Annotated in this window: 25 protein-coding genes and 3 tRNA genes; 7 read left to right on the top strand and 21 right to left on the bottom strand. The window is 60.3% G+C overall.

Annotated features, from left to right (window positions below; translation table 11 throughout):
* Positions 1 to 31: 31 nt before the first annotated feature.
* The 10 genes from ACTRWK_RS10235 to ACTRWK_RS10190 form a co-directional block, all read right to left on the bottom strand.
* A tRNA-Asp gene (locus ACTRWK_RS10235) sits at positions 32 to 108 on the bottom strand.
* A gap of 216 nt (positions 109 to 324) precedes the next feature.
* Positions 325 to 401: transfer RNA gene (locus ACTRWK_RS10230), tRNA-Asp, on the bottom strand.
* Positions 402 to 587: 186 nt separating this feature from the next.
* The gene (locus ACTRWK_RS10225; RefSeq protein ID WP_289080459.1) at positions 588 to 947 is read right to left on the bottom strand and encodes a Na+/H+ antiporter subunit G; all 360 of its coding nucleotides are present in this window, start codon (positions 945 to 947) and stop codon (positions 588 to 590) included.
* A complete protein-coding gene (locus ACTRWK_RS10220) occupies positions 940 to 1,209 on the bottom strand; it encodes a K+/H+ antiporter subunit F (protein WP_005853262.1) in 270 nt (89 codons plus the stop codon). Before ACTRWK_RS10220 ends, ACTRWK_RS10225 begins: the two co-directional genes overlap by 8 nt.
* The gene (locus tag ACTRWK_RS10215) at positions 1,206 to 1,697 is read right to left on the bottom strand and encodes a Na+/H+ antiporter subunit E (RefSeq protein WP_005853260.1); all 492 of its coding nucleotides are present in this window, start codon (positions 1,695 to 1,697) and stop codon (positions 1,206 to 1,208) included. Before ACTRWK_RS10215 ends, ACTRWK_RS10220 begins: the two co-directional genes overlap by 4 nt.
* Position 1,698: 1 nt before the next feature.
* On the bottom strand, positions 1,699 to 3,345 hold the full coding sequence (locus ACTRWK_RS10210; RefSeq protein ID WP_462843922.1) for a monovalent cation/H+ antiporter subunit D: 1,647 nt from the start codon (positions 3,343 to 3,345) through the stop codon (positions 1,699 to 1,701).
* Positions 3,342 to 3,719 (bottom strand): Na+/H+ antiporter subunit C, encoded by a 378-nt coding sequence (locus tag ACTRWK_RS10205; RefSeq protein ID WP_005853256.1) that lies wholly within the window; start codon positions 3,717 to 3,719, stop codon positions 3,342 to 3,344. The genes ACTRWK_RS10210 and ACTRWK_RS10205 overlap by 4 nt, the downstream gene beginning before the upstream one ends.
* 1 nt (position 3,720) lies before the next feature.
* Entirely contained in the window at positions 3,721 to 6,582 is a 2,862-nt protein-coding gene (locus ACTRWK_RS10200; RefSeq protein ID WP_289081157.1) for a monovalent cation/H+ antiporter subunit A, read from the bottom strand.
* 258 nt (positions 6,583 to 6,840) lie between these two features.
* Complete coding sequence (locus tag ACTRWK_RS10195) at positions 6,841 to 7,620, bottom strand: RlmE family RNA methyltransferase (protein ID WP_289081158.1); 780 nt, start codon at positions 7,618 to 7,620, stop codon at positions 6,841 to 6,843.
* A complete protein-coding gene (locus ACTRWK_RS10190; RefSeq protein ID WP_005853251.1) occupies positions 7,620 to 8,735 on the bottom strand; it encodes a Ppx/GppA phosphatase family protein in 1,116 nt (371 codons plus the stop codon). Before ACTRWK_RS10190 ends, ACTRWK_RS10195 begins: the two co-directional genes overlap by 1 nt.
* 261 nt (positions 8,736 to 8,996) lie before the next feature.
* Here ACTRWK_RS10190 and ACTRWK_RS10185 point away from each other — a divergent pair, with 261 nt between their 5' ends.
* The 4 genes from ACTRWK_RS10185 (at position 8,997) to ACTRWK_RS10170 (ending at position 13,492) form a co-directional block, all read left to right on the top strand.
* Complete coding sequence (locus ACTRWK_RS10185) at positions 8,997 to 9,293, top strand: virulence factor (RefSeq protein ID WP_064215753.1); 297 nt, start codon at positions 8,997 to 8,999, stop codon at positions 9,291 to 9,293.
* A 48-nt stretch (positions 9,294 to 9,341) separates the two neighbouring features.
* Positions 9,342 to 10,271: a methylenetetrahydrofolate reductase gene (locus ACTRWK_RS10180; RefSeq protein WP_074635201.1), complete on the top strand. Its 930-nt coding sequence runs from the start codon at positions 9,342 to 9,344 to the stop codon at positions 10,269 to 10,271.
* Between the two features lie 16 nt (positions 10,272 to 10,287).
* Positions 10,288 to 11,364: a methyltetrahydrofolate--corrinoid methyltransferase gene (locus tag ACTRWK_RS10175; RefSeq protein WP_005853246.1), complete on the top strand. Its 1,077-nt coding sequence runs from the start codon at positions 10,288 to 10,290 to the stop codon at positions 11,362 to 11,364.
* Between the two features lie 274 nt (positions 11,365 to 11,638).
* Positions 11,639 to 13,492 carry a sensor histidine kinase gene (locus tag ACTRWK_RS10170; protein ID WP_462843921.1) on the top strand — a complete coding sequence of 618 codons (1,854 nt, stop codon included), beginning with the start codon at positions 11,639 to 11,641 and terminating at the stop codon, positions 13,490 to 13,492.
* 40 nt (positions 13,493 to 13,532) lie between these two features.
* On the opposite strand, the gene ACTRWK_RS10165 is transcribed toward ACTRWK_RS10170, so the two are convergent.
* From ACTRWK_RS10165 to iscR, 11 genes are all read right to left on the bottom strand, one after another.
* Positions 13,533 to 13,609: transfer RNA gene (locus ACTRWK_RS10165), tRNA-Arg, on the bottom strand.
* A gap of 58 nt (positions 13,610 to 13,667) precedes the next feature.
* Positions 13,668 to 14,888, bottom strand: coding sequence for a cysteine desulfurase (locus ACTRWK_RS10160; RefSeq protein WP_289081170.1), 1,221 nt, complete (start codon positions 14,886 to 14,888; stop codon positions 13,668 to 13,670).
* Positions 14,881 to 15,480, bottom strand: a complete 600-nt coding sequence (locus ACTRWK_RS10155; protein WP_289081159.1) for a Yip1 family protein — start codon at positions 15,478 to 15,480, stop codon at positions 14,881 to 14,883. The genes ACTRWK_RS10160 and ACTRWK_RS10155 overlap by 8 nt, the downstream gene beginning before the upstream one ends.
* On the bottom strand, positions 15,477 to 15,962 hold the full coding sequence (locus tag ACTRWK_RS10150) for a YIP1 family protein (RefSeq protein ID WP_132996680.1): 486 nt from the start codon (positions 15,960 to 15,962) through the stop codon (positions 15,477 to 15,479). Before ACTRWK_RS10150 ends, ACTRWK_RS10155 begins: the two co-directional genes overlap by 4 nt.
* Entirely contained in the window at positions 15,962 to 17,245 is a 1,284-nt protein-coding gene (sufD, locus tag ACTRWK_RS10145; protein WP_243250083.1) for a Fe-S cluster assembly protein SufD, read from the bottom strand. Before sufD ends, ACTRWK_RS10150 begins: the two co-directional genes overlap by 1 nt.
* Positions 17,245 to 18,000, bottom strand: coding sequence for a Fe-S cluster assembly ATPase SufC (gene sufC, locus ACTRWK_RS10140; protein WP_005853235.1), 756 nt, complete (start codon positions 17,998 to 18,000; stop codon positions 17,245 to 17,247). Before sufC ends, sufD begins: the two co-directional genes overlap by 1 nt.
* A 91-nt stretch (positions 18,001 to 18,091) precedes the next feature.
* Entirely contained in the window at positions 18,092 to 18,898 is an 807-nt protein-coding gene (locus ACTRWK_RS10135; RefSeq protein ID WP_184582217.1) for a polysaccharide pyruvyl transferase family protein, read from the bottom strand.
* 31 nt (positions 18,899 to 18,929) lie between these two features.
* A complete protein-coding gene (locus ACTRWK_RS10130) occupies positions 18,930 to 19,121 on the bottom strand; it encodes a hypothetical protein (RefSeq protein ID WP_005853232.1) in 192 nt (63 codons plus the stop codon).
* A gap of 5 nt (positions 19,122 to 19,126) precedes the next feature.
* Entirely contained in the window at positions 19,127 to 20,665 is a 1,539-nt protein-coding gene (sufB, locus tag ACTRWK_RS10125) for a Fe-S cluster assembly protein SufB (protein WP_005853229.1), read from the bottom strand.
* 29 nt (positions 20,666 to 20,694) lie between these two features.
* Positions 20,695 to 21,819 (bottom strand): cysteine desulfurase family protein, encoded by a 1,125-nt coding sequence (locus ACTRWK_RS10120; RefSeq protein ID WP_462843920.1) that lies wholly within the window; start codon positions 21,817 to 21,819, stop codon positions 20,695 to 20,697.
* 51 nt (positions 21,820 to 21,870) lie between these two features.
* Complete coding sequence (gene iscR / locus ACTRWK_RS10115) at positions 21,871 to 22,341, bottom strand: Fe-S cluster assembly transcriptional regulator IscR (protein WP_132996685.1); 471 nt, start codon at positions 22,339 to 22,341, stop codon at positions 21,871 to 21,873.
* Positions 22,342 to 22,514: 173 nt separating this feature from the next.
* On the opposite strand from iscR, the gene ACTRWK_RS10110 reads away from it, so the two are divergent.
* From ACTRWK_RS10110 to ACTRWK_RS10100, 3 genes are read left to right on the top strand one after another with little or no spacing between them, the layout of a single operon-like run.
* On the top strand, positions 22,515 to 23,168 hold the full coding sequence (locus ACTRWK_RS10110; RefSeq protein ID WP_005853224.1) for an alpha/beta hydrolase: 654 nt from the start codon (positions 22,515 to 22,517) through the stop codon (positions 23,166 to 23,168).
* Positions 23,168 to 23,401 carry a hypothetical protein gene (locus ACTRWK_RS10105; RefSeq protein ID WP_260002278.1) on the top strand — a complete coding sequence of 78 codons (234 nt, stop codon included), beginning with the start codon at positions 23,168 to 23,170 and terminating at the stop codon, positions 23,399 to 23,401. The genes ACTRWK_RS10110 and ACTRWK_RS10105 overlap by 1 nt, the downstream gene beginning before the upstream one ends.
* A gap of 3 nt (positions 23,402 to 23,404) precedes the next feature.
* Complete coding sequence (locus ACTRWK_RS10100; protein ID WP_289081161.1) at positions 23,405 to 23,986, top strand: HD domain-containing protein; 582 nt, start codon at positions 23,405 to 23,407, stop codon at positions 23,984 to 23,986.
* Positions 23,987 to 23,994: the final 8 nt, after the last annotated feature.

Raw genomic sequence — 23,994 nt, 5'->3', positions numbered from 1 at the left:
GAGGTAAATCAGAAATCTAAAAAGGGAGAAGTGGCGCGGTTGACGGGGCTCGAACCCGCGACCCCCGGCGTGACAGGCCGGTACTCTAACCAGCTGAGCTACAACCGCGCAGTAAGGGCGGAATAAGATAACCAGCGCAGAGCGTCAAGCGATTAACCGCAGAAAACTACAAAGAATTTTGGAAATTTTCATCGCCGCATTTTGCGTATGAATCAGCGCCGGAAATCCCCTGCTCGTGGCGGAAATCAGGGGTCTGAACGCACAAGCAAGCCACGCCCCGAAGGGCGTGTGCTTGTTATCAAAATATCTGATAAAATGCAGCGGTGGCGCGGTTGACGGGGCTCGAACCCGCGACCCCCGGCGTGACAGGCCGGTACTCTAACCAACTGAGCTACAACCGCCCACTGCGTACTTCGTCGTTGCCGTCGAAGCGTTTGGTGGTGATAGGGTTTGCTCGCGATGGCGTCAAGCGGGGTTTTGCATGGATCGGCAGGAAAATTGAAATTTTCTTTGATCCGCCGTCAGACGCCCTGCCCGACCTACCTTGCGCCCAAGAAAGAACCCGCGCTTTGGGGCGCGGGCTTGGCTTATTTGTCGGAGTATGTGCCCCAGACGTGATCACTGGGCGCTGGCGGCATATCCTTGGTCTGATGCAGCCGGTGCAAATTCACCTTGGCGATGAAATTGCCGGTAATGGGGGCTGTGACGAACAAGAACGCCATTACCAGAATCTCGTGCATGGACCCGGTGCCGGACGCGAAGGAATAGATCATCGCCGCCATCAGCAGCGATCCCACGCCCAGTGTCGAGGCTTTGGTCGGTGCGTGCAGACGGGACATGCAGTTGTCCAGCTTGATCAGGCCGATGGAACCGACAAGGGTAAAGAACCCGCCCACAATCAGCAGGGCCGAGATGATGATTTCGGGGATTAGGGGTAGATCACTCAATGATATCACCTCGCAGCACAAAGCGCGCGATGGCCACGGTCGACACAAAGCCAAGCATGGCAAAGATCATCGCACTTTCAAAATAGATGTCGGTGCCCAAACGCATCCCCAGCAGGATGATCAGGGCAATCGCGTTCACGACCATCGTATCCAGCGACAGGATACGGTCGCCGGTATTGGGGCCTTTCAACAACCGCAGCATCGCCAGAAGCTGCGAGACCGCGACAGCGACAAAGGCGATATTCAGAGCAATCAGAATCATTCGAAAATCTCCTTCAGGCGACGCTCGTAGCGCTGTTTGATATCGTCACGCACCGCGTCAGGGTTTTCAGCATCCAGCGCATGGACCAGCAACGCTTTCCCGTCTTCGGACACATCCGCCGACACCGTACCGGGCGTTAGGGTGATTGTCCCCGCCAGCATGGTGATCGCCTCGGGGGTGCGCAGTTCTAGCGGGATCACGACCCAGGCGGGGCGCATGTTCTTGTTGGACTTGAACAGGACGATCATCGCGACCACGACGTTGGCGACCAGAATATCCCACATGACCATGATCAGATAGCCCAGAAGCTTGACCGGTTTTGCGACCGGCGGGCGGTCAGGCCAATAGGCCGCGGTGGCAATCGGGATCAGCAGCCCCAGAATGACACCAAAGACAATTGTGCCAAGTTTGATTTCATTGACCAGCAGACACCAGGCAATCGCGAGGATCGCCGTCAGCATCGGGTGCGGAAGCAGTCGGGACAACATATCAGTGATCCTTTTCTGGTGCGGCGGCATCCTCTGCGCCGTGGTCCTTCGTCGCATCGGCTGATCCGTCGGCATCGCCGTGGTCATCCTCTGCGTGATGGTCCGTGATCTCTTTACCCGGCGTGGTCAGGACCACCGCAAGATAGCGTTCGGGGTTGAACAACTGGGCAGCGGTCGCATTCAGCACGCGAGTCATGGGCCCCGCCGCAACGGTCAGCGCGACAAGCAGGGCGAGCAGCCCGCCAATGGCCACCATCGGCAAGACGCCCTGCCCCTCGGCCTCAACCGGTGCCTCATCACCCTCGGCTGGCTCTGGGGTGGACTGGTGCGCTTTCCAGAAAATCTGGCTCCCCGCGCGGGAAAAACCGACAACCGCGATCAGCGACCCGACAAGGATCACACCCCAGACCCACCACATCAGATCAGCGCTGCGTGCAGCGTCAAGGATCAGCAGTTTGCCCAGAAAGCCCGAGAGCGGCGGCAGACCGGTCATGGCGATCGCCGCGACAAAGAACATGCCCGCGACAAGCGCCCCACCTGCCAGCGGCGGCGCATCGACAAAGGACACCTCGGCCGCGCCGCGACGGCTGCGGATCACGTCGATCAGCAAGAACAGCGCTGCGGCCGCAAAAGTGGAATGGATCGCATAATAAAGGGCGGCGGAAATTCCGGCAGGGGTAAAGACCGACACGGCAGCCAGCAGCATGCCCATCGACCCGATCACCGAGAACGCGACCATGCGGTCGGCCCTTCTGGCCCCCAACACGCCCGCCATACCAAGGGCGACGGTCAGCAGCGCGGCAGGCATCAGCCAGACATCAAACAGCCCCTGCGTGATCTCAAGATCGGGGGGGAAAACCAGCGTGTAGAAACGGATGATACAATAGGCCCCGACCTTGGTCATGATCGCGAACAGCGCCGCCACCGGGGCCGGTGCCTCGCTATAGCTGGCGGGCAGCCAGAAATGTAGCGGCAAGATCGCGGCCTTGACCGCAAAGACCAGCAGCAACAGCACCGCCGCGACGCGAATACCCGCACCATCGCCCGCATCCAGCGTCGCCACACGCATCGCCAGATCGGCCATGTTCAGCGTGCCTGTCTCGGCATAGATCGTGCCAAGGGCAAAGAGGAACAGGGTCGAGCCCAGCAGGTTATACAGCACATATTGCGTCCCCGCGCGCAGACGCCGTTGCCCGCCCGCGTGGATCATCAACCCGTAAGAGGCGATCAGCAAGACTTCGAAGAAAACAAACAGGTTGAAGGCGTCGCCGGTCAGGAAGGCCCCCAATATCCCCATAAGCTGGAATTGGAACAGCGGATGGAAATGCCGCCCGCGGTTATCCCAGCCCGACCCGATCGCATAAAGCAGCACCGGCACGGCCAGCACACAGGTCAGCAGGACCATGAGCGTCGACAGACGATCCGCGACCAGCACGATACCGAAAGGTGCCGCCCAGTTGCCAAGCTGGTACAGGCTGACCGTCCCGTCAGAGGCTTGCCAGAACAGCCCAAGCGCCAGTGCCAGCAGCCCCAGCGTGCCCGTAACGGACAGCACCCGTTGGATCAGCAGGTGATAGCGCGCGGCCAGGACCATGAACGCCGCCAGCATGGCTGGCAGAACGATCGGAAGAATAAGCCAATGGGTCATGCCGGGCCTCCTCCGCGTGGGGAGGGTTCTGCGGTATCGGCTCCGGCCAGCGTGTCGGGTTCGTTGACCAGATCATCGCCCGCGCTGAGGTAGGACCCGACCGCGATCATCACGACCACGGCTGTCATCCCAAAGGAGATCACGATCGCCGTCAGCACCAGCGCTTGGGGCAGCGGATCGGTATAGACCTCGACCCCGTCGCGCAGGATCGGCGGGGCGTTCAACGCCAGCCGTCCCGAGGCGAACAGGAACACATTGACCGCATAGCTGATCAGCGAGGTGCCGATGATCACGGGAAAGGTACGCAGGCGCAGGATCAGATAGATCCCGGCAGCGGTGAGAACGCCAATGGCGGACGCGACTAAAAGCTCCATATCAGGTCTCCGTCTCGGTTTTCGGTTCATCCCGTGACGGGTCGATATCCATAGCATGTTCGCTTTCCTCGATGCCGGCGCGACGGCCCAACCGCGAGAAACTTTCAAGCGAGAGCATCACCGCGCCGACAACGGCGAGGAAGACCCCAAGGTCAAAGCCCATAGCGGTGGCGAGCTCGAATTTCTCCATCGGGGGGATGCGGAAATAGCCAAAGGCAGAGGACAGGAACGGCGCACCGGCAAACCACGCACCGATACCGGTCAGACCAGCGCAAAGCACCCCTGCCCCGATGATCCCGTGGTAATGATAGCGCTGGCGCTTGTCCGCCCAGGCAAAGCCGCTGGCCATATATTGCATCACGACCGCGATCGCGACCACCAGACCGGCGACAAAACCACCGCCCGGTTCGTTGTGACCGCGCAGGAAGATATAGACACCGACCAGCAGAACGACAGGCATCAACACGCGTGTCAGCACCACCATCATCAGCGGATGGGCATCGCCAGCGCGCTCTTCCTCATAGCCACGGTTCAGCAGACGCGCGCGCACAGGGCCGGACATCAGCGCCTCTGTCAGGGCATAGATGACCAGCGCGGCGATCCCCAGAACGATGATCTCGCCAAAGGTGTCGAAGCCACGGAAATCCACGAGGATCACGTTGACCACGTTGGTGCCACCGCCGCCTTTGTAGGAATTGGCAAGGTGGTAGTCCGCGATAGAGGCAATCGGGAAATCCGACATCAGGATCGAATAGATCAGGCCGGCTGCCGCCAGCCCTGCCACGACCGATACCACGATATCGCGGCTGCGGTGCAGAATGGTGCTTTCCTTAGGCGTGCTGTTGGGCATGAAGTTGAGCGCCAGCAGCAACAGGACAATCGTCACCACCTCGACCGAGATCTGCGTGAGCGCCAGATCGGGGGCCGAGAAATAGTTGAACCCGACCGATACCATCAAGCCGATGATCCCCATCAGGATCAGAACCGCCAGACGGTTGCGGTGTACCGTCACAAGGAAACCCGTCGCGATCATCAGCATCAGCCAACCGGCAAAGCCGACGGGCGTGATGGGCAGCATCTCGCGTGCGGGGGCGCCATCGGTGCCGGTAAACCACGCATGCGCCCCGATGGCGACGACGGCGGTCACGAAGACGGCAGCGTAGCGGGTAAAGGACCCGTTGTGCAGACGCTCCGATACCAGACCGGCAAGACCCACGGCCGCGGCGATGATACGGTCAAAGATGTCCTTGGCCTCGGGGCGCGGTGTGGCGGCCCAAAGACGCGCCAGCGGGCCGAAGGCGGCGAGCAGCAGCAAACCACCCACCACAGCAATCGCCGACATACCGAGGGCGGGCACGAAGCCGTGCCACAGCTTGATATGCGCGCTTGGCATCTCGGCGGCAGAGCCGATGACAGCTTGAGTCACGGTGCGCACAAAGGGTTCCGCCAGGAACGGTGCCACACCGATGGCGATCACGGGGATGATCAGCAAAGCCGGGGAAATCCACAGGCCAAACTCGGGGTCGTGGGGTTTGGCGGGGTAATCGTTCCGCTCTTTGCCCAGAAAGGTATGCGCAATGAACCGGAAGCTATACGCGGCCGAGAAAAGCGCCCCCAGCGTCGCCACTGCCGCCACCAGATAGGGCGAGCCGAATAGCGTGGTGTGCAGCGCCTCTTCCAGCATCATCTCTTTGGACAGGAACCCGTTCAGCAACGGGATACCCGCCATCGACAATGCGGCCAGTGTTGCAATTGCGAAGGTGATCGGCATCAGACGGCGCAAGCCCCCCAGTCGGGTCATATCGCGGGTGTGGACCGCATGATCCACGATACCGGCGCTCATGAACAAGGCCGCCTTAAAGCTCGCGTGGTTCAGAATGTGGAACACCGCCGTCATCGCCCCAAAGGAGGTGCCCGTGCCCAGCAGGAAGGTGATCAGCCCCAGATGCGAAACGGTAGAAAACGCCAGCAGCGCCTTGAGGTCGTTTTTGAAAATCGCGATCAGCGCGCCAAGCACCATCGTGATCAACCCGGCAGAGCAGACCAGCACGATCCAGATTTCAGTGCCCGACAGCACCGGCCACATGCGCGCCATCAGGAACAGCCCCGCCTTCACCATCGTGGCAGAGTGCAGATACGCCGACACCGGCGTCGGGGCCGCCATCGCGTGCGGCAGCCAGAAGTGGAACGGGAACTGCGCGGATTTGGTGAAACAGCCCAGCAGGATCAGGATCAACGCAGGCAGATACAACGGCGACGCTTGGATAAGCTCGCGGTTCTCGAGGATCACGGTCAAGTCATAGCTGCCTACGATCTGCCCCAACAGCAGCATGCCGCCGATCATCGCCAGACCGCCCATCCCCGTCACGGTCAACGCCATCCGCGCGCCCTGACGCCCTTCGGGCAGATGCTTCCAGAACCCGATCAGCAGGAAGGACGACAGCGATGTCAGCTCCCAGAAAATGAGCAACATCAAGATGTTATCCGACAGAACAATCCCGACCATCGCACCTTGGAACAGCAGCAGATAGGTGAAGAACGCGCCCATATTGTCGTCACGCGACAGATAGAACCGCGCATAAAGGATGATCAGCATCCCGATGCCAAGGATCAGACCCGCGAACATCAACCCCAGCGGGTCAAGGAACAGGTTCACGTTCAACCCCAACTGCGGCAGCCACGAGAGGCTGGCGGTCACGACCTCGCCTGCAAGAACGGCCGGTGCATGTGTCGCAAGGCCGATCGCGGCGCAGGCCGTCACCAGAAAGGTCACCAAAAAGCAGCTTTGACGGCCTGCCTGATACATCAGGCCGGGCAGCAAGGCGCCAAGAAACGGGAGGGCTATAATCAGGAACAAAGACATGGCCGCAACTATGTCATGAGCCACGCCAAAACGACCAGCCCTCTTTTCGCAAATTGCGATGGAAAAATACGGATTTATGAGGGCTTCTTGTCGCAGCAATTGAACTTTGCCGCGGCGCGATGATCCAATCTAGGTCCATTTCACGAATATGTAAGAGAGCAACCGCATCCGCCGCACAAAAAAATGCGGCAGTCGTCTAACTGCCGCATCACATTTGATAATTCCGCGCGCCTTGGGGCAGTGCGGGGCTTACAGATTCTATTGGTCTTCGGGTAGCGCCCCTTTGAAACCGGTGGCGACCACGAATTTCTCGGAACTGTCGGACCGGCTGGCGGGGGGTTTGATATTGGCGACCTTGGTAAACCGACGTTTGAGGAGCTGTTGCAAGTCGCCCTCCGCCCCGCCGGCCAGCACTTTCGCGACAAATGTGCCGCCATCCTCAAGCACGTCAAACGCAAAATACGCCGCAGCTTCGCACAGCGCGATGATCCGGTTGTGGTCAGTCTGTTTGTGGCCCGAGCTGGACGCCGCCATGTCGGACATCACGACATCGGCCTTGCCCCCCAGCCAGCCTTTGACGATCTCGTCCGCGTCGTCTTCCATGAAATCAAGCTGGTGCAATTCGCAGCCTGCAATCGGCTCCATCTCTTGCAGGTCGATCCCCAGAATGGTGCCGACATTCTTGCCCTTTTTCTCGCCCAGAACGTTACAGCGTTTGACCGCGACCTGACACCAGCCACCGGGGGCCGCGCCAAGGTCGACCACCCGCGCACCGGGCACCAGAAAGCGGTATTTGTCGTCGAGCTCCATGATCTTGTAAGCCGCGCGCCCGCGATACCCTTCGGCATTGGCGCGTTTGACATACGGATCGTTCAACTGACGCTGCAACCAACGGGTCGAGCTTAGCTTGCGCCCGCGGGCCGACTTGACCTTGACCTTGAGGTCACGCTGGCCGCGCCCTGATGTATTCTTGCCAGTGGGGGTCTTCCCGCCCGACGCACCGCCCGTGGGCGTCTTGCCTGTCGGAGTTTTCGCCATCAGCCTAATCCTTCTTCCAAAACGCCATCCGCGCTCATCTGGGCATAGAGCAGCCCCTCGCGCAGACCACGGTCTGCAACACTTAATCTATCCGTCGGCCAGCACCGCATCAACGCCTGCAAAATCGCGGCCCCTGACATGATCAACGCCTGACGGTCCAGCCCGATACGCGGATCGGCACGCCGCCCCCCCGGCCCCATCGCCAGATAGGAATGGATCACCTTGTCGATCTGCGCCGAGGTCATGCGAAGCCCGTCCACCTTGGTCCGGTCGTAGCGCTTTAGCCCCAAATGGCTGGCAGCAACAGTGGTGACCGTGCCCGAGGTGCCGACAATCTGGAAATGGTCCTGCGACTGGATCGACTGATAGGGGGTGAAGTCGGTCAGGTTCTCCTCGAAGAACCAGCTCATCAAGGCAAAGCGTGCGGCGTCGTCTTCCACGTCAGAGAATTGATCGCGCAAGGTCGCCACGCCCAGTGGTACGCTGATCCAGTCGACCACACGCGCGGCAGGCACGTCTGTCTTCGCCTGATGGAACCCCCCATGCAGCCGCATGATGGATTGCGCACGATCCGCTTTTGGCACCTTCGAGATGTCGATCCAGACCAGTTCGGTCGAACCGCCGCCAATGTCCACCACCAGCAGGTTGTGGGTCTTGCGGTTCACCAGCGGCGCGCAGGAAATCACGGCAAGCTGCGCTTCTTCCTCGGGCTTGATGATATCAAGCTTTAGCCCCGTCTCGCGCTGGATACGCTGCATGAATTCCGCACCGTTGGCGGCCCGACGGCACGCCTCGGTCGCGACAAGCCGCATCCGCCGCACCTTGTTACGGCGCAGCTTTTGCTGGCAAATCCGCAATGCCTGAATGGTACGCGTCATCGATCCGCGCGACAATCGCCCGGTTTTCTCAAGCCCTGCCCCAAGCTGGACAGACTTCGAGAAGCTATCGACGACATGAAAACCGCTGCCTTTTGGCTGTGCGATCAGCATGCGACAACTATTTGTGCCCAGATCAAGGGCCGCATAAAGTTCGGTCGATCTGGGCGGAACTGGCGCGGGGCTCAGAGCCGGCGGTACATCGAGCGCGCCCGCACCTTTGGGACGCTGTGGCGCCATGATTGCGCCTTTCATATTGAGTTGCCCCCAAGGTAATGTTTCTGCGGGCAAGGGGCAAGCGGGAAACCAGAGATCCGGCAGCGTAAGCTTATAGTCGCCCTCACAACCATCTTGAGAATTATGACGCCCCGCCCCCCTCGCCTGTCGCGGTAGCGCACTGTAATGTGGCCACGTCGCAGACGCCGTTCTGAATGTCGAAAAACGGCGACGGGGACAGATCAACAGCCGCTAAGAAAAACAAGCACAGCAGAGGAATCAATCATGCCCGAAGTTACCATCGTCTATTGGCGTGATATTCCTGCGCAGGTCATCGTCGGCAAAGGCCGTCGCGGGTCCAAGCGTCCGCTGCCCGAACGCTTCGAACAGGCCATCGACCGTGCCGCGATGAAAATCGGCGCGGATGACAGCGATGCCTATCTGGCCGAATGGCGCAAGGCCGATCCCTATACGGTCGACGGCGAAGCCGACGCCGTGGCCGATGCAGAGGTCGCGCGCATCGACGCAGAGTTCGACCGTGACCGCATCAAGACGCTGATTGCCAATGACGGCTGGGCCTGACCGCCTGTTGCCGGTGCAAAAGTTGATCCCTTCATGAAAGAAATGCTCATGTCCCTTTTGAACTTCCGGCGCAAAGAAGCCCCCGTGTCCGATCTGCCTACCCCCGAGGTCGCGGATTTTTTGCGCGACTACTCGATCGAGGTGATGCCCCGCACGGCGGAAAAGGTCGAAGACTTCCGCGATCTGCTGCCCGAGGGGACACGGGTCTATATCGCGCATATCGATGGCACCCCGATCGAAGACATGGTCGCCACCGCTGCGCGGCTCAATGCCGACGGCTATAAGGTCATGCCGCACTTTCCCGCCCGCATCATCAAGGATCGTGCCACGCTGGAAAACTGGATCGCCATGTATCAGGGCGAGGCTGACGTACGCCAAGCCTTGCTGCTGGCCGGTGGCGTCACGACGCCCCACGGCGATTTCAGCGACTCCATGCAGTTGATGGACACCGGATTGTTTGACAAACACGGGTTTGAACGGCTGCACATCGCCGGCCACCCCGAGGGCAACCGCGACATCGACACCGATGGATCACGTCTACGGGTGGACGATGCGCTGCGCTGGAAGCAGGGGTTTTCCGAACGGACGGACGCGAAGATGGCCATCGCCACACAATTCGCCTTCGAGGCGCAGCCGATCATCGAATGGGCCGATAGCCTGAAACACGCGGGCATCGACCTGCCGATCCACATCGGCATTGCAGGCCCCGCCAAGCTGCAAACCCTGATCAAATTCGCCATCGCCTGCGGGGTCGGCCCTTCGCTGAAGGTGCTGCAAAAGCGCGCGATGGATGTCACCAAACTGCTGTTGCCCTACGAGCCGACAGATGTGATCACCGAACTGGCCGCCCACAAAGCCGCCAACCCAGATTTCAACATTACCCATGTGCATTTCTTCCCGCTGGGTGGGATCAAGACGAATGCCAATTGGGCCATTGAAAATGGCGGACCCGCTGCTCAACCAGCCAACTCCGTCTAAGGAAAGACTGAACACCATGACCAGAACTGTCGTCGAATCCAAAACAAAAACAGCGATCATCGGCTTTGACGAGCCCTTCTGCGTGATCGGGGAGCGGATCAACCCCACCGGCCGCAAGATCCTCGCCGAAGAGCTGGAGCGTGGCGATTTCAGCCGCGTCGAGGCGGACGCCATTGCACAAGCCGCGGCGGGCGCGAATATTCTGGACGTGAACTCGGGTGCCGTTTTCTCGAACAAGATGGCCGAAGACCCCCGCTATGCGGATAATAACTTTGTCGAACCGATGCTGATGCCCGAACTGATCCGCGTCGTGCAAAACGTCGTCGACATCCCGCTGTGCATCGACAGCTCGGTCCCCGGTGCGCTGGAAGCGGGTCTTGAGGCCTGCGAGGGTCGCCCGCTGCTGAACTCGGTCACCGGCGAGGAAGAGCGGCTGGAGCTCGTGCTGCCGCTGGTCAAGAAATACAACGTGCCTGTGGTTGCGATCTCGAACGACGACACGGGCATTTCTGAAGATCCCGACGTGCGTTTCGACGTTGCCAAGAAGATCGTAGAACGCGCTGCCGACTTCGGTATTCCGGCCCATGATATCGTGGTCGACCCGCTGGTCATGCCCATCGGCGCGATGGCGACGGCGGGGCATCAGGTCTTTACCCTTGTGCGCCGTCTGCGCGAGGAACTGGGCGTGAACACGACCTGTGGTGCCTCCAACATCAGTTTTGGCCTGCCCAACCGTCACGGCATCAACAATGCTTTCCTGCCGATGGCAATGGGCGCTGGCATGACCTCGGCGATCATGAACCCGATCACCCTGCCCGTGAACCAGACCAAGATTGCCGAGAAGAAGGCCGAACTGGTGACGGCGGGCATCATCCTGCCGGACGAGATCGACGACGAAACCTTTGTGACGCTCTTCGGGATGGGATCGACCAAACCCACCCCCGGGAAAGAGATGGAGGCGATCCGCGCCGCCAACTTCCTGTTCGACCGCGACCCTCACGGCACCGAATGGATCAAGTTCAACAAGGTCGCGCCCAAGGCCGGTCAAGAGGGGCGTGGGCGCGCCGGCCGCAAGGGTGGCCGCCGCCGGTAATGGGGATTCTCCCTACCGCAAAGGTCAAAATCCCCGCAAACCACGGTTTTGCGGGGATTTCTTTTGTGTTCAGGCCAGTGTTTAACCCGTCCAGCGCTTGACCCCACATCCCACACACGCATGATCACGGCACAAAGCTATACTATGCCTTGTATTGTCTTTGACACAGAACGACGGCCCCGAACGCACAGGCCTACTGTCTAACTTCTGTCAAAGTTTCAACACATCCGTATGCCTAGATTGCTTTGCAAAGACGCAGGCCGTGGGTGAATTGATGACAACGTGCTTTGAAGGTGTAGCTATGCAGCCCGTGTTCTGGGCTGCCGCAAGCGTGAGCGCTGTCGCCGCGGTCGTTATGGTCTGCATGCTGAAATACCAGCACTTCCACGGCAAGCGGTTCTACGCCCTGACCTTCATCGCCATGATCTGGACCCTGATCACCGTCGGGGCCGAAGCCTCCAACCCCTCCTTTGCCTGCCAGTTCGACATGGCCGTCGTCGCATGGCTGGGAAATGCGCTGGTACCTGTGGCGTGGTGCTTCTTTGTCTTCGCCTATGTGCATCAGGCCGAATGGCTGTCGAAAAAGCGTGTGATGGCCGCGCTGGTGCTGGTGCCCGTGGGCTGCTTTGTCTTTGCTGCAACCAATAGCATGCACCAGCTGGTCTATACCGCCGAGACTGCCATCCTGCCCGGTGACCGGCAGATCACCTATATCCACGGGCCGGGGTTCTTCGCGATCACGGCCGTGCTATATACTTTCGTCGCCGCGACCTTCTATGCGCTGATCAAGGCCTTTGCCCGCGCCCGCCGCTCTGCCTGGCCGCTGCTGACAATGCTGGCGGTGGTCACGATCACCCCGCTATCTGCCAATGCGTCTTACGTTATTTTCGGCTTCACCGTCTTCGGGCTGGACCCGACGGCCTTTATGTTCACCGTCGGTATCCTGGCCTTTACCTTCATGCTGCTGACGAACAAGACGATGGATATGGCGTCGATCGGGCAGTCGATCCTGTTCAATACGACCAGCGAACCGGTGATCCTGATCGACAACAACCGCCGTGTCACGTTGATGAACTCTGCCGCGAAACGCAGCGGCTTGTGCAACCTGTCCAAAGCCGAAGCCGACGCCCTTTTGGCCAAGATCGACACCCACAGCCCCCGCACGACGGACGCATCCTTGACTATCGAACAGCGCATCTATGACCCCCGTATTCAGGAAATCGAAAGCCCGTTGGACCCGAACGGCGCCATTCTGGGGTGGAGCATCACCCTGGTCGATATCACCGACCGTATCGTCATCACCCGCGCCCTTGAAGACGCGCTGCTGCGCGCCGACGAGGCCAACCGCGCCAAGGATGAATTTATCTCTGTCGTCAGCCACGAGCTGCGCACGCCGCTTACCTCGCTCAAGGGGGGGCTGGCTCTGGCGCTAAGCGGGCGTTTGGGCGAGATCGACGCGCGCATCCGCTCCCCCCTCGAAATTGCGCAGCGCAACGGGATGCGCCTGTCCCGTCTGGTCGATAACATCCTGCTGGCGCAAAAGATCGACGTGGACGCGCTGTCGCTGGACGCGCTGCCGGTCGATTTGGGGGCGCTACTGAAAGAAAGCCTGGAAGAGAACAAGATGTTCGCCGCCGAGCAGAAGATCGACCTCGTGCTGCCGAAAGGTGATCAAACCGCGACCATCACCGGTGACGCCTTTGCCCTCCGCCAGATCATCGACAACCTCGTGTCCAACGCCATCAAATTCTCCGAACAGGGCAGCACCGTTGAAGGCAGCCTGTCCATCCGCAACGGCCATGTGCGCCTGTCGATCAAGGACAGCGGCCGCGGCATCCCCGACGGGATGGAGGGGCAGGTCTTTGGCCGCTTTGAACAGGTCAAGAACGGCGGGCAATATGCAACACAGGGGTCCGGTCTGGGGCTCCATATCTCGCAACAGCTGGCCCGGCAGATGTCGGGAAAATTGTTCTACGACAGCGTTGTCGGCGAAGGCACGACCTTCCACATGGAATTTGCCACCGTCGCCGCACGGCAGCCCGCCGTGATCCTGTCAGCCGCTGGCAACACGGACGACCCCCCTACCCCTGCAACGACAGGCGACACGCCAGAAGCCGTGCAGGCCTGAGGGCGAAGCCGCACATAGACATAGCTCATTCAAGGGAAGATGGCGGACCCTAGAGGATTCGAACCTCTGGCCTCTGCCTTCGGAGGGCAGCGCTCTATCCAGCTGAGCTAAGGGTCCATCTAGGGGCGGTATAGCCAGACTACCCGCCCCCTGCAATTACAAAATCAGCCTTGGGTCACGCAAACAAATCATGCGCCAGTTCAAGCGCCTCGATCAGCGTGTCGATCTCGGCATTGGTGTTGTACATCCCGAAGGACGCGCGGCAGGTGGCGGTCTGGCCCAGATGCTGCATCAGCGGCCCGCAACAATGCTGACCCGCACGTACCGCCACGCCCTTTTTATCCAGAATGGTAGAGATATCATGCGCATGCGCCGCCCCGTCCAGCGTAAAGCTGAAGATCGCGGCCTTGTCCGGCGTGGTGCCCTGCACCTGCACCCAGTTCAGTCCCGACAGACGCGACACGGCATAATCGCGCAAGGATGCTTCATGGGCGGCGATATTCTGCATCCCGATGTTCATCATGTAATCCAGCGCCACGCCCATGCCGATGGTCTGCACGATGCCGGGGGTGCCCGCCTCGAACTTCATCGGGGCATCGTTATAGGTGATGCCGTCTTTGGTGACCTCGCGGATCATATCGCCGCCGCCCAGAAACGGGCGCATCTCGGCCATGCGATCGGGGTTGATATAGATCGCGCCGGACCCCGAGGGACCATAAAGCTTGTGACCCGTGATCGCGTAGAAATCGCAGCCGATATCCTGCACGTCCACAGGCATGTGTACCGCCGCCTGCGACCCGTCAACCAACACGGGCACGCCTTTGGCATGGGCCCCTGCGGTGATCGCCTTGACGTCCACCACCGTGCCCAGAACATTCGACACCTGCGTCACGGCAATGAGCTTGGTTTTGGGGGTGATGGCGTCGATCACGGCTTGCGGATCAAGCGCGCCAAAGGCGTCCACATCGACCCATTTGATCACGACGCCCTGACGCTCGCGCAGGAAATGCCACGGCACGATATTGGCGTGATGCTCCATCACCGACAGGATGATCTCGTCCCCCGCCTGCAGGTTCGGCATGGCCCAACCGTAAGCGACCAGATTGATCCCCTCTGTCGTGCCGGAGGTAAAGACGATGTGATCCTCGTTTCCGGCATTCAGGAACCGCGCCACAGTGCCGCGCACGGATTCATACTGATCGGTTGCCAGATTAGAAAGATAGTGCAAGCCGCGGTGAACATTGGAATATTCATGGCTGTACGAGCGGCTGATCGCATCAATCACGACCTGCGGCTTTTGGGCCGAGGCCCCATTGTCGAGATAGACCAGCGGCTTGCCGTTCACCTCGCGCGACAGGATCGGAAAGTCGCTGCGGATGGTGTTTACGTCATACATCAAGAAGCACTCCTTGGGCGGCAACGCCCACAATAGAGAGAAGCAGGCTGAGCCCCAGAACGATGGCCGCCATAGAAATCATCAAAACGCCGACAGCCTTGCCCAATCCGGTAAAGTTAAAGGCGGCGGCGATGAAGTTGACCAATATCCAAAGCCCGATCAAGCCCGTCGCCAAGGATGCCAGCACCGACACCCCCGGAGAGATGAACATCAGCAGGAAAATCGCCACCTGCGCGATAATGCGCAGGACCTGCAAGAACACCACCAGTGCCAGCACATCGCCAAGGTCGCCTTCGCCCCCAAGCGCACGCCCGGCCCAGTAAAGCCCGTGGGTCGTGATCACCAAGACGCCCGAGAGCAGGACAAACATCGCCAGCGGGCTGGTAAAGAACGCAGGCATCGCGGGCGTCGGTTGCAGCACCAGACTGACCGAAAAGATCAACGTGTTGATCGCCGCCGCCAGCGCCAGCGCGGTCCACAGCACGTCCCGCCCTAGGCGCCATCCCATGATCTGGTTCGCGGCAGCACGCGGGTCGCGCAGGCTAAGCACGACCAGCTCGGTCAGAACCGATCTTGTATCAGGGGCATTCATGAGCGTGTCCGATATGCGACCAGCAACCCGCTGATCCAAAACCATAAAAACACGCAAAGCCAGACTAGACCGACGATGCGCAATTCGATCCCTTCGCCGACGAACCCTGCCGTCAGCCCGTGCAACAGCACAAGCGGGCTGGACGCCAGCAAGGCCCAGAAAAGCGCCAGACGCGTGCTATAGCCGCTGGGGCGACCGCGCATCACCTTGAGGATGATCTGCGTCCCCGCCGCCAGCATGTAGAAAATCAGCGGCGCGATGAACAGCCATGCCAGCAGGGTCGCCCCCAGCAGCATGTCAAGCTCTGTGCCGTTGACATGGGCTTCGCGGGCCAGACGCGGGGTCTGGGCCACGAAAAAGATGAGACACGCGACCATCAGATAGACCAGGTTGCGATCCTCCCGCGGGCCCTGCCCCAACAACCGCCGCACGACGGCGGCGGGGTTGCGGTAGCTGGCCACGATATCGCGTGTCGCCGCCATCAGGCTGCGTGCCGCTCAAGCCACGCGGCAAGCCGTGCGGTGATCTCTTCGCGCAGGGTCTCGTCCTCGATCTCTTCCACGGCCTCGGCCAGGAAGGACAAGGTCAGCAGATCCGTCGCGACATTATGCGGCACACCGCGCGAGCGGAGATAGAACAGCGCGTCCTCGTCGATCGCCCCCGAAGTGGAGCCGTGCGAACAGGCCACGTCATCGGCGTAGATCTCAAGCTCTGGCTTGGCAAGGAACTGGCTGTCTTCGTCCAGCAGCAACGACTGGCTGATCTGGTAGCCATCGGTCTTTTGCGCGTCAGCCTTGACCAGGATCTTCCCTTGGAACACACCGGTCGCCCCGTTGCGCAGCACCTTCTTGAACACCTGACGGCTTTCGCAGTTCACCGCGTCATGGGTGATGAACACAGTGTCATCGTGGTGGAAATCCCCCCCGTCGCCCACACAGGCCCCCGCCACATGGGCGGCAGCATCGTCACCCGTCAGCTCGATCACGCAATCGTTGCGCGTCATCACGCCATTGGCGGTCAGGGTAAAGGATTTGAACGCGGATTCAGTCCCCAAACGGGTAAAGATATGCGTCGCGGCACGTTGTTCGTGATCGCGGCCTTGGGCGCGCACATGGTGGAAAGACGCGTTATCCGCGACTTCAACCTCAAGCACGCCGTTAAAGCGCGCGGCGACGGGGCCGTTCTCCAGCAGCGTGAATTCAGCGCCGGCGTCCAGCTTGACGACGTGGTGCAGCATGACATCCGCTGTCTCGGAGGTCCGGCGATAGACGATATTCACCGGCTTCGAAACTTTGTCTGTTACATGGATCAACACACCATCCGCGGCAAAAGCCGTGTTCAGCGCCGCCAAGGGCCGTGCCACAGGCGTCTGGCCGTTCTTTTCCAGCGTCCCGTAAAGATCACGCGCCCAATGCAGATCGGCATCCGCCTGGGCCAGCCGTTCGATGGTGATGCCCTCAAGCGCCAGATCGTCCGACGCATCGGCATCAAACACACCGTCGACGAACACCAACTTCAGCCGGTCGATCTGATCAAACAGGGCCACGTCTTCGGACGCGCGCACCGCGGCAGAGACCGCCTGCGGCTGGGTCAGCGTATCGGGGCGGGTGTATTTCCAGTATTCGTCACGACGCTCGGGCAGACCTGCCTGTTGCAGACGGGACAACGCATCCTTGCGCGCCGCATCGGACCAGCCCCCTTGGGGCAGGTCCAACGTGGCGATCAACGCCTCGGTCGGGGTTTGTTGTGTCGCTGCTTCGGCCATTACGCCACCTCGGACAGGATGTCGGCATACCCGTTGTTCTCGACTTCCAGCGCCAGCTCTGGACCGCCGGTCTTGATGATACGGCCATCTGCCATGATGTGCACCACGTCGGGTTTGATGTGGTCCAGCAGACGCTGGTAGTGGGTGATTACAAGGAAACCACGGCCTTCGGTGCGCAGCGCGTTCACGCCGTCAGCAACCAGTTTCATCGCATCGACATCCAGACCGGAGTCCGTTTCGTCGAGGATGCACATTTTCGGCTCAAGCATCGCCATCTGCAAGATCTCGTTACGCTTCTTCTCACCACCCGAGAAGCCCATGTTCACGGGGCGCTTCAGCATGTCGGCGTCGATCTTCAGCTCTTTGGCACGGGCGCGCACAACCTTGAGGAATTCCGCGGCAGACATCTCTTCTTCGCCACGGGCCTTGCGCTGCGCATTCACAGCGGTGCGCAAGAAAGTCATGTTGCCAACGCCGGGGATTTCAACGGGGTACTGAAAGGCGAGGAACAGGCCAGCGGCGGCACGCTCTTCCGGCTCAAGGTCCAGCAGGTCGATGTCACCCAGATGGGCGGAGCCTTCGGTGACCTCGTAGCCGTCTTTGCCCGACAGCACATAGGACAGCGTGGATTTACCGGACCCGTTCGGCCCCATGATCGCGTGGACCTTACCGGCTTCGACTTCCAGATCGACACCCTTCAGGATTTGCTTGTCTTCTTCTTCCAGTTTGACCTTCAGGCCTTTGATGCTCAGCATGATGGGTTCCTTTTCTTGCGCTTTGGCGCTGCAATGACAGTGAATTGAGTGAATGAAAACCCCGTCGCGGGGCCGTCATCGGTGTAAGATTTCATGCCGCCCTCCCCGCCTGTAAGGCTTTGGGAAAACGGGCATAAAGAGCGGTGCGGCAGGCATCTATGCCCGCCTGATAGGAAAGCGGTGACAGCGGGTCGGGCAGAACCGCCGTCGGGATGTCCTCGACGTTGATCGGGGCCCGCAGGGGCCGTCCGACCGAGGCCGCATAATCCAGATATTTCAAGCGCGACTGCCCGATCGGGGCCAGCCAGCTGTTGGGCACGCCGTAGGCATCGGCCACGATCAACCCGTGCAGGGAAGACGCAAACACATGATCACACGCGGCAATCGCCGCGCAGACATCCTGCGCTTGCCCGCGCGGGTCAATCAGCTGATACCGCGCGTCACTGGCGATCAGAGCCTGCAACACAGGGTCATCCACCAGCGAATGATGCGGCACGATGCCGATCTTGCCATTGGGCGCGCGGTCCTGCGGCCACACGGCGTTGATCAACAAACCGGGATCACCAAACTCCGACAGTTCCAACCCCAGCAGCGCGGCAGTGATCGGCCCACGGACCAGGGCGATATCGACATGATCGACAAACCCCGTCCCCTGCACCGGATGCAACAGGCCCGCCCCCCAGATCACCGGGCGGTGATCCTGTGCCTCGCTAAAGTTGCGCTTGACCACCTGCAAAAGCGACCCGATGGCCCAGACCTCCGCCTTGCGCACACCGGCATGCTCCACAGGCCGGCCCGCGACATGGGCGAGCACCACAGGGCTGAGGGCGTCCCCGAAATTCGGGACCGCCTTCCACCAGTGCAGGCGCAAGGGAGTGGTATCCGCCGATGCCTGCATCAGAGCGCTGCGCCTTTGGTCCCTATGGTGATCATTCGCCATCCCCCTTGCGCAGCACCAACAGGGCCACACGGATGGCAGCGTAGATCATCGCAAAGATCAGCATCTGGAAGAACGTGTTCTCAAAGGCGACGAGCGTCAGCCCGCCCCCGCGAAACAGCGCCATCAGCACCCAGAAAACGAGCGCGGCAATGGTCACGTCCCATGTCAGCTTGCGCATCATCGTGATTACCCCACGGACCCTTCAAGCGAAATCGCAACCAGCGCCTGTGCTTCCATCGCAAACTCCATCGGCAGCGCCTGAAGCACGTCTTTACAGAAGCCGTTCACGACCAGGGCAACCGCCTCTTCCTCGTCCATGCCGCGCGAACGGCAGTAGAACAGCTGATCGTCGTCTACTTTGGAGGTGGTCGCCTCATGCTCCACCCGGCTGCTGTTATTCTTGACCTCGATGTAAGGCACCGTGTGGGCCCCGCATTTGTCGCCGATTAACAAGCTGTCGCACTGGGTATAGTTGCGCGATTCCTTGGCTTTGGGGTGCATGGTCACCAAGCCGCGATAGGTGTTCTGCGCCTTGCCTGCCGAAATCCCCTTGGACACGATGCGCGATTTGGTGCGCTTGCCCAGGTGGATCATCTTGGTGCCGGTGTCAGCCTGCTGCATGTTGTTGGCGATGGCGATGGAATAGAACTCGCCCTGGCTATCGTCGCCGCGCAGGATGCAGGAAGGATACTTCCACGTCACGGCAGAGCCGGTTTCGACCTGCGTCCACATCACCTTTGCACGGTCGCCACGGCAGTCTGCACGCTTGGTCACAAAGTTGTAGATCCCGCCCTTGCCGTCTTCATCACCGGGGTACCAGTTCTGAACGGTCGAATATTTCACCTCGGCGTCTTCCTCGATGATGATCTCAACCACCGCGGCGTGCAACTGGCTCTCGTCGCGCTGCGGCGCGGTACAGCCTTCAAGGTAGGACACATAGGACCCCTTGTCGGCAATGATCAGCGTGCGTTCAAACTGGCCGGTGTTTTCGGCGTTGATACGGAAATAGGTCGACAGCTCCATCGGACAGCGCACGCCCGGCGGCACATACACGAACGACCCGTCAGAGAAGACGGCCGAGTTCAGCGTCGCATAGAAGTTGTCATTCACCGGCACGACCGAACCAAGGTATTTCTTGACCAACTCGGGGTGCTCGCGGATCGCCTCGGAGATAGAGCAGAAGATCACGCCCGCCTTTTTCAGCTCGTCCTGGAAGGTGGTGCCGACCGAAACAGAGTCAAAAACCGCATCCACAGCCACCTTGCGGGGCTCGTCGCCAATCTTCTCTGCGCCTTCGACGCCTGCCAGAATCGCCTGCTCTTTCAACGGGATACCCAGCTTCTTGTAGGTCTCCAGCAGCTTGGGATCGACGTCATCCAGGCTCTTGGGCTTTTCGGCCATCGATTTCGGACGCGCATAATAATACTGCTGCTGAAAGTCGATTTCCGGATAGTCGACCATCGCCCAGTTCGGCTCTTTCTTGGTCAGCCAGCGTTCATAGGCCGCCAGACGCCATTCCAGCATCCATTCGGGCTCTTCGTTCTTCTCCGAGATCAGCTTGACGATATCGGCGTTCAGACCCAAGGGGGCATAGTCCATCTCGATATCTGTGGACCACCCGTATTTATAGGCACCACCGACTTCGCGCACGGCATCCACGGTTTCCTGATCAACGCCCTCTTTAACGCCGGTGTTCGGGTCGTCCTTGACCAAAGTGCTATCCATGCTTTTCATCCTTCAACTGGCGGCGCGCATCAAGCGGCCCGCGCCTCGTGTTTCTTCAATTTCGCGGTCCAGGCGTCTGCAAAACGCAAGACCTGTTCTTCTGTGGTGTCCGGCCCAAGTGATACGCGCACGGCACAGGATGCCTCAGCGTCGTCAAACCCCATCGCCGTCAACACCCGGCTTGTCGCCACCTTACCGCTAGAGCACGCAGACCCCGCGCTGATCGCAAAGCCCGCAAGGTCCATCTGCATCACCTGCGTCTCACCGCGCCACCCGGGCGTGATAAAGCAAGAGGTGTTCGGCAAACGCGCCACGTCTTTCCCAACAAAAATAGTCTTCTTTGACGCAGCCTCAAGAGCCTTCTCTAGAACATTTCTAAGTTCTGCAACCCGTTCCCATACGCCATCCGCCAAATCCTGCGCTGCGGCAGCGCATGCAGCCCCGAAACCGGCGATGCCGATAACGTTTTCTGTCCCCGCACGACGGCCCAATTCCTGCCCGCCTCCGCGCAACATCGGCTGCATCAATCCGGGCGTATATTCCGGCCCCGCGATCAGCGCACCGATGCCCTTGGGGCCGCCCAACTTATGCGCCGAGACAGCCAAAGACGCATGGCGCCCCACATCTGAACGCCAGCGCCCCAGATCCGACAACTTGCCCGCCGCTTGCACCGCGTCACGGAACACGCTTGCAGGCGACGCGCCCAAACGCGCCAGCTCGGCCAACAGGCTTTCCGGCTGCAACACCCCTGTCTCGCTATTGGCACGTTGCAAAAACAGCGTTTTGCCCGCCAAGGCTCCGTCGGGCAGCGCGTTCAAATCCACGTGACCATTGCGACCCACAGGCAATTGCTCGGCCTCCGGGCACCAGGTGCGCACGGCTTCATGCTCCACGGCTGCGCCGACCACATTGCCCGCGTCCTGCACCACACCCGCAATCGCCTCGGTGGCACCGCTGGTAAAGATCACCTCCGACACATCGCAGCCGACCAAAGCTGCCACCTGCCCGCGTGCTTTCTCGACCATCATCTTGGCCGCACGCCCTTCGGCATGGACGCTGGACGGGTTGCCCGCCACATCCATCGCCGCCAGCATGGCCGCGCGCGCCTCTGCCCGCAGGGGCGTGGTCGCGTTATGATCAAGATATACTCTCACATCACCTTCCAAATGGTCCTAAATCCCAGGGAGTGTGAGGGACAGCGTCCCTCATTCCGCATCCGCCTCGTCCACGATGGCAAAGAGGTTCGGCACCGCCGGACAGGGGGCAAGCTCGTTCGCGACAACATCCGACAGCCGCGTCTGGTGCAGAAAGACATAGACCTGTGCGCTCAGCCCTTCCCACAAACGGTTGGTCAGCGACTGCGCCCGGCTGCCCGATGACCCGCCAGAGGCACCGGCCCCCACATGCATCGCATCGACCTTCTCGTCGACCGCCGCCAGAATATCGACAACGCGAATGTCCGACGCGGGCCGCCCCAAGCGGTAGCCGCCGCCCGGACCACGCACCGATGACACCAGTTCGGCCCGGCGCAGCTTGACGAAAAGCTGCTCTAAGTACGGCAGTGAAATGGACTGACGCGTCGCGATATCGCCCAGATTGACCAGACGATCCGCGGGCTGAAGCGCTATATCGGCCAAAGCGACCATCGCATACCGCCCCTTGGTTGACAGCTTCATCGCAGTGTTCCCTTCCCCATAAGCGCCTGTTTGATTGACGACGACGCCTGAAATGCCTAAACGCAAAGTCTGACCCCCAGAAACGGGGATCACACAAGTTAGAACCGTTCTAAACTGCCCTAGCGAATTCGTCAACTATTCCGCTGCACTTAGAACCCCAAGCAGGGACGCTCATGCCCGAGGTTATTTTTCCCGGACCCGAAGGCCGCCTCGAAGGCCGCTACCATCCACAAAAAGAACGCGACGCACCCATCGCCATTCTGCTCCACCCGCACCCACAATTCGGCGGGACGATGAACCATAAGGTTGTGTATAATATGCACTATGCCTTCTACAATATGGGTTTCACCGTTCTGCGCTTCAATTTCCGCGGCGTGGGCCGGAGCCAGGGTGAATACGATCAGGGGGTTGGTGAACTCTCCGATGCGGCCTCGGCGCTGGATTACCTGCAATCGATGAACAACAACTCCAAGCATTGCTGGGTTGCCGGTTTCTCGTTTGGCGCATGGATCGGGATGCAGCTGCTGATGCGCCGCCCCGAGATCACGGGCTTCATCTCTGTCGCACCACCGGCGAATATGTATGACTTCAGCTTCCTCGCACCCTGCCCGGCCTCCGGTCTGGTGATCAACGGGACCGCTGACCGTGTGGCACCACCCGCAGATACCGTGAACCTCGTGAACAAGTTGCACGAGCAGAAAGGCATCACCATCACCCACCAAGAGATTGAGGGGGCCGGCCACTTCTTTGAAGAGCCGCATATGGAGACGTTGATCACCTCTACCACAGACTACGTGAAGCGCCGCCTGACGGAGACAACCCGCTAATGGCGGATCCGACAGTCGTCGAACTGGCCAACCAAATGGCCGAAGAATGTCTGGCGGTCCAACGCGAAACCGGACAGGAGCGGCTTTTTATGGAAGTCGCTGCTGTTCTGGGCGCGTCGTCGCAGACGATGGAAGAAGCCTTTGTCACGGCGATCCGCACGCGGCTTGCCGCCGCACAGGGGCGTGACTTTATGGCCAAGGCGCTTGCCGCGCACCGTGCAAAGGAAAACTGACGTATGACCACCAGACTTGAGCAGCAGATCGCCTTTCTGAACGAAGCGGACAAGCTCAAGTCGGTCACACGCGGGACGTTGCTTTGCGATGCGTCGCGGGCCGAAAACTCGGCTGAACACAGCTGGCACCTGACGCTTTATGCGCTGGTGCTGGCGGATCAGGCGGGCCCCGATGTCGACATCACCCGCGTGATCAAGATGCTGATCCTGCATGATCTGGTAGAGATTGACGCAGGCGACAACCCGATCTTTGGCAGCTACGACACTGCCGATATGGAAGCGCAGGAACAGCTTGCCGCTGATCGTATTTTTGGCATCCTTCCCAATGACTTACGCGATGATCTTCGCGCGACCTGGGAAGAGTTCGAAGCCAATGAGACCCCCACAGCCCGCTTTGCGAAATCGCTCGACCGCTTCCAGCCCCCGATGCAGAACCTCGCGGCGGGCGGCGGCAGCTGGGTTGAATACAACGTGACCGAAGCGCAATTCGTGGAAAAGGTCGGCAGCAAAATCCAGACCGGCGCGCCAGGGCTTTGGGAGTTTGCCCGCGCCCGTGTCTCTGCATGGTTTGCCGCGCGGAGCTAACTGCCCGC

It is taken from the genome of Sulfitobacter sp. G5_S2_6_S6 (assembly GCF_054968505.1).
Note: the sequence above shows the minus strand (reverse complement) of the source record. Positions and strands in the feature narration are given on the sequence as shown.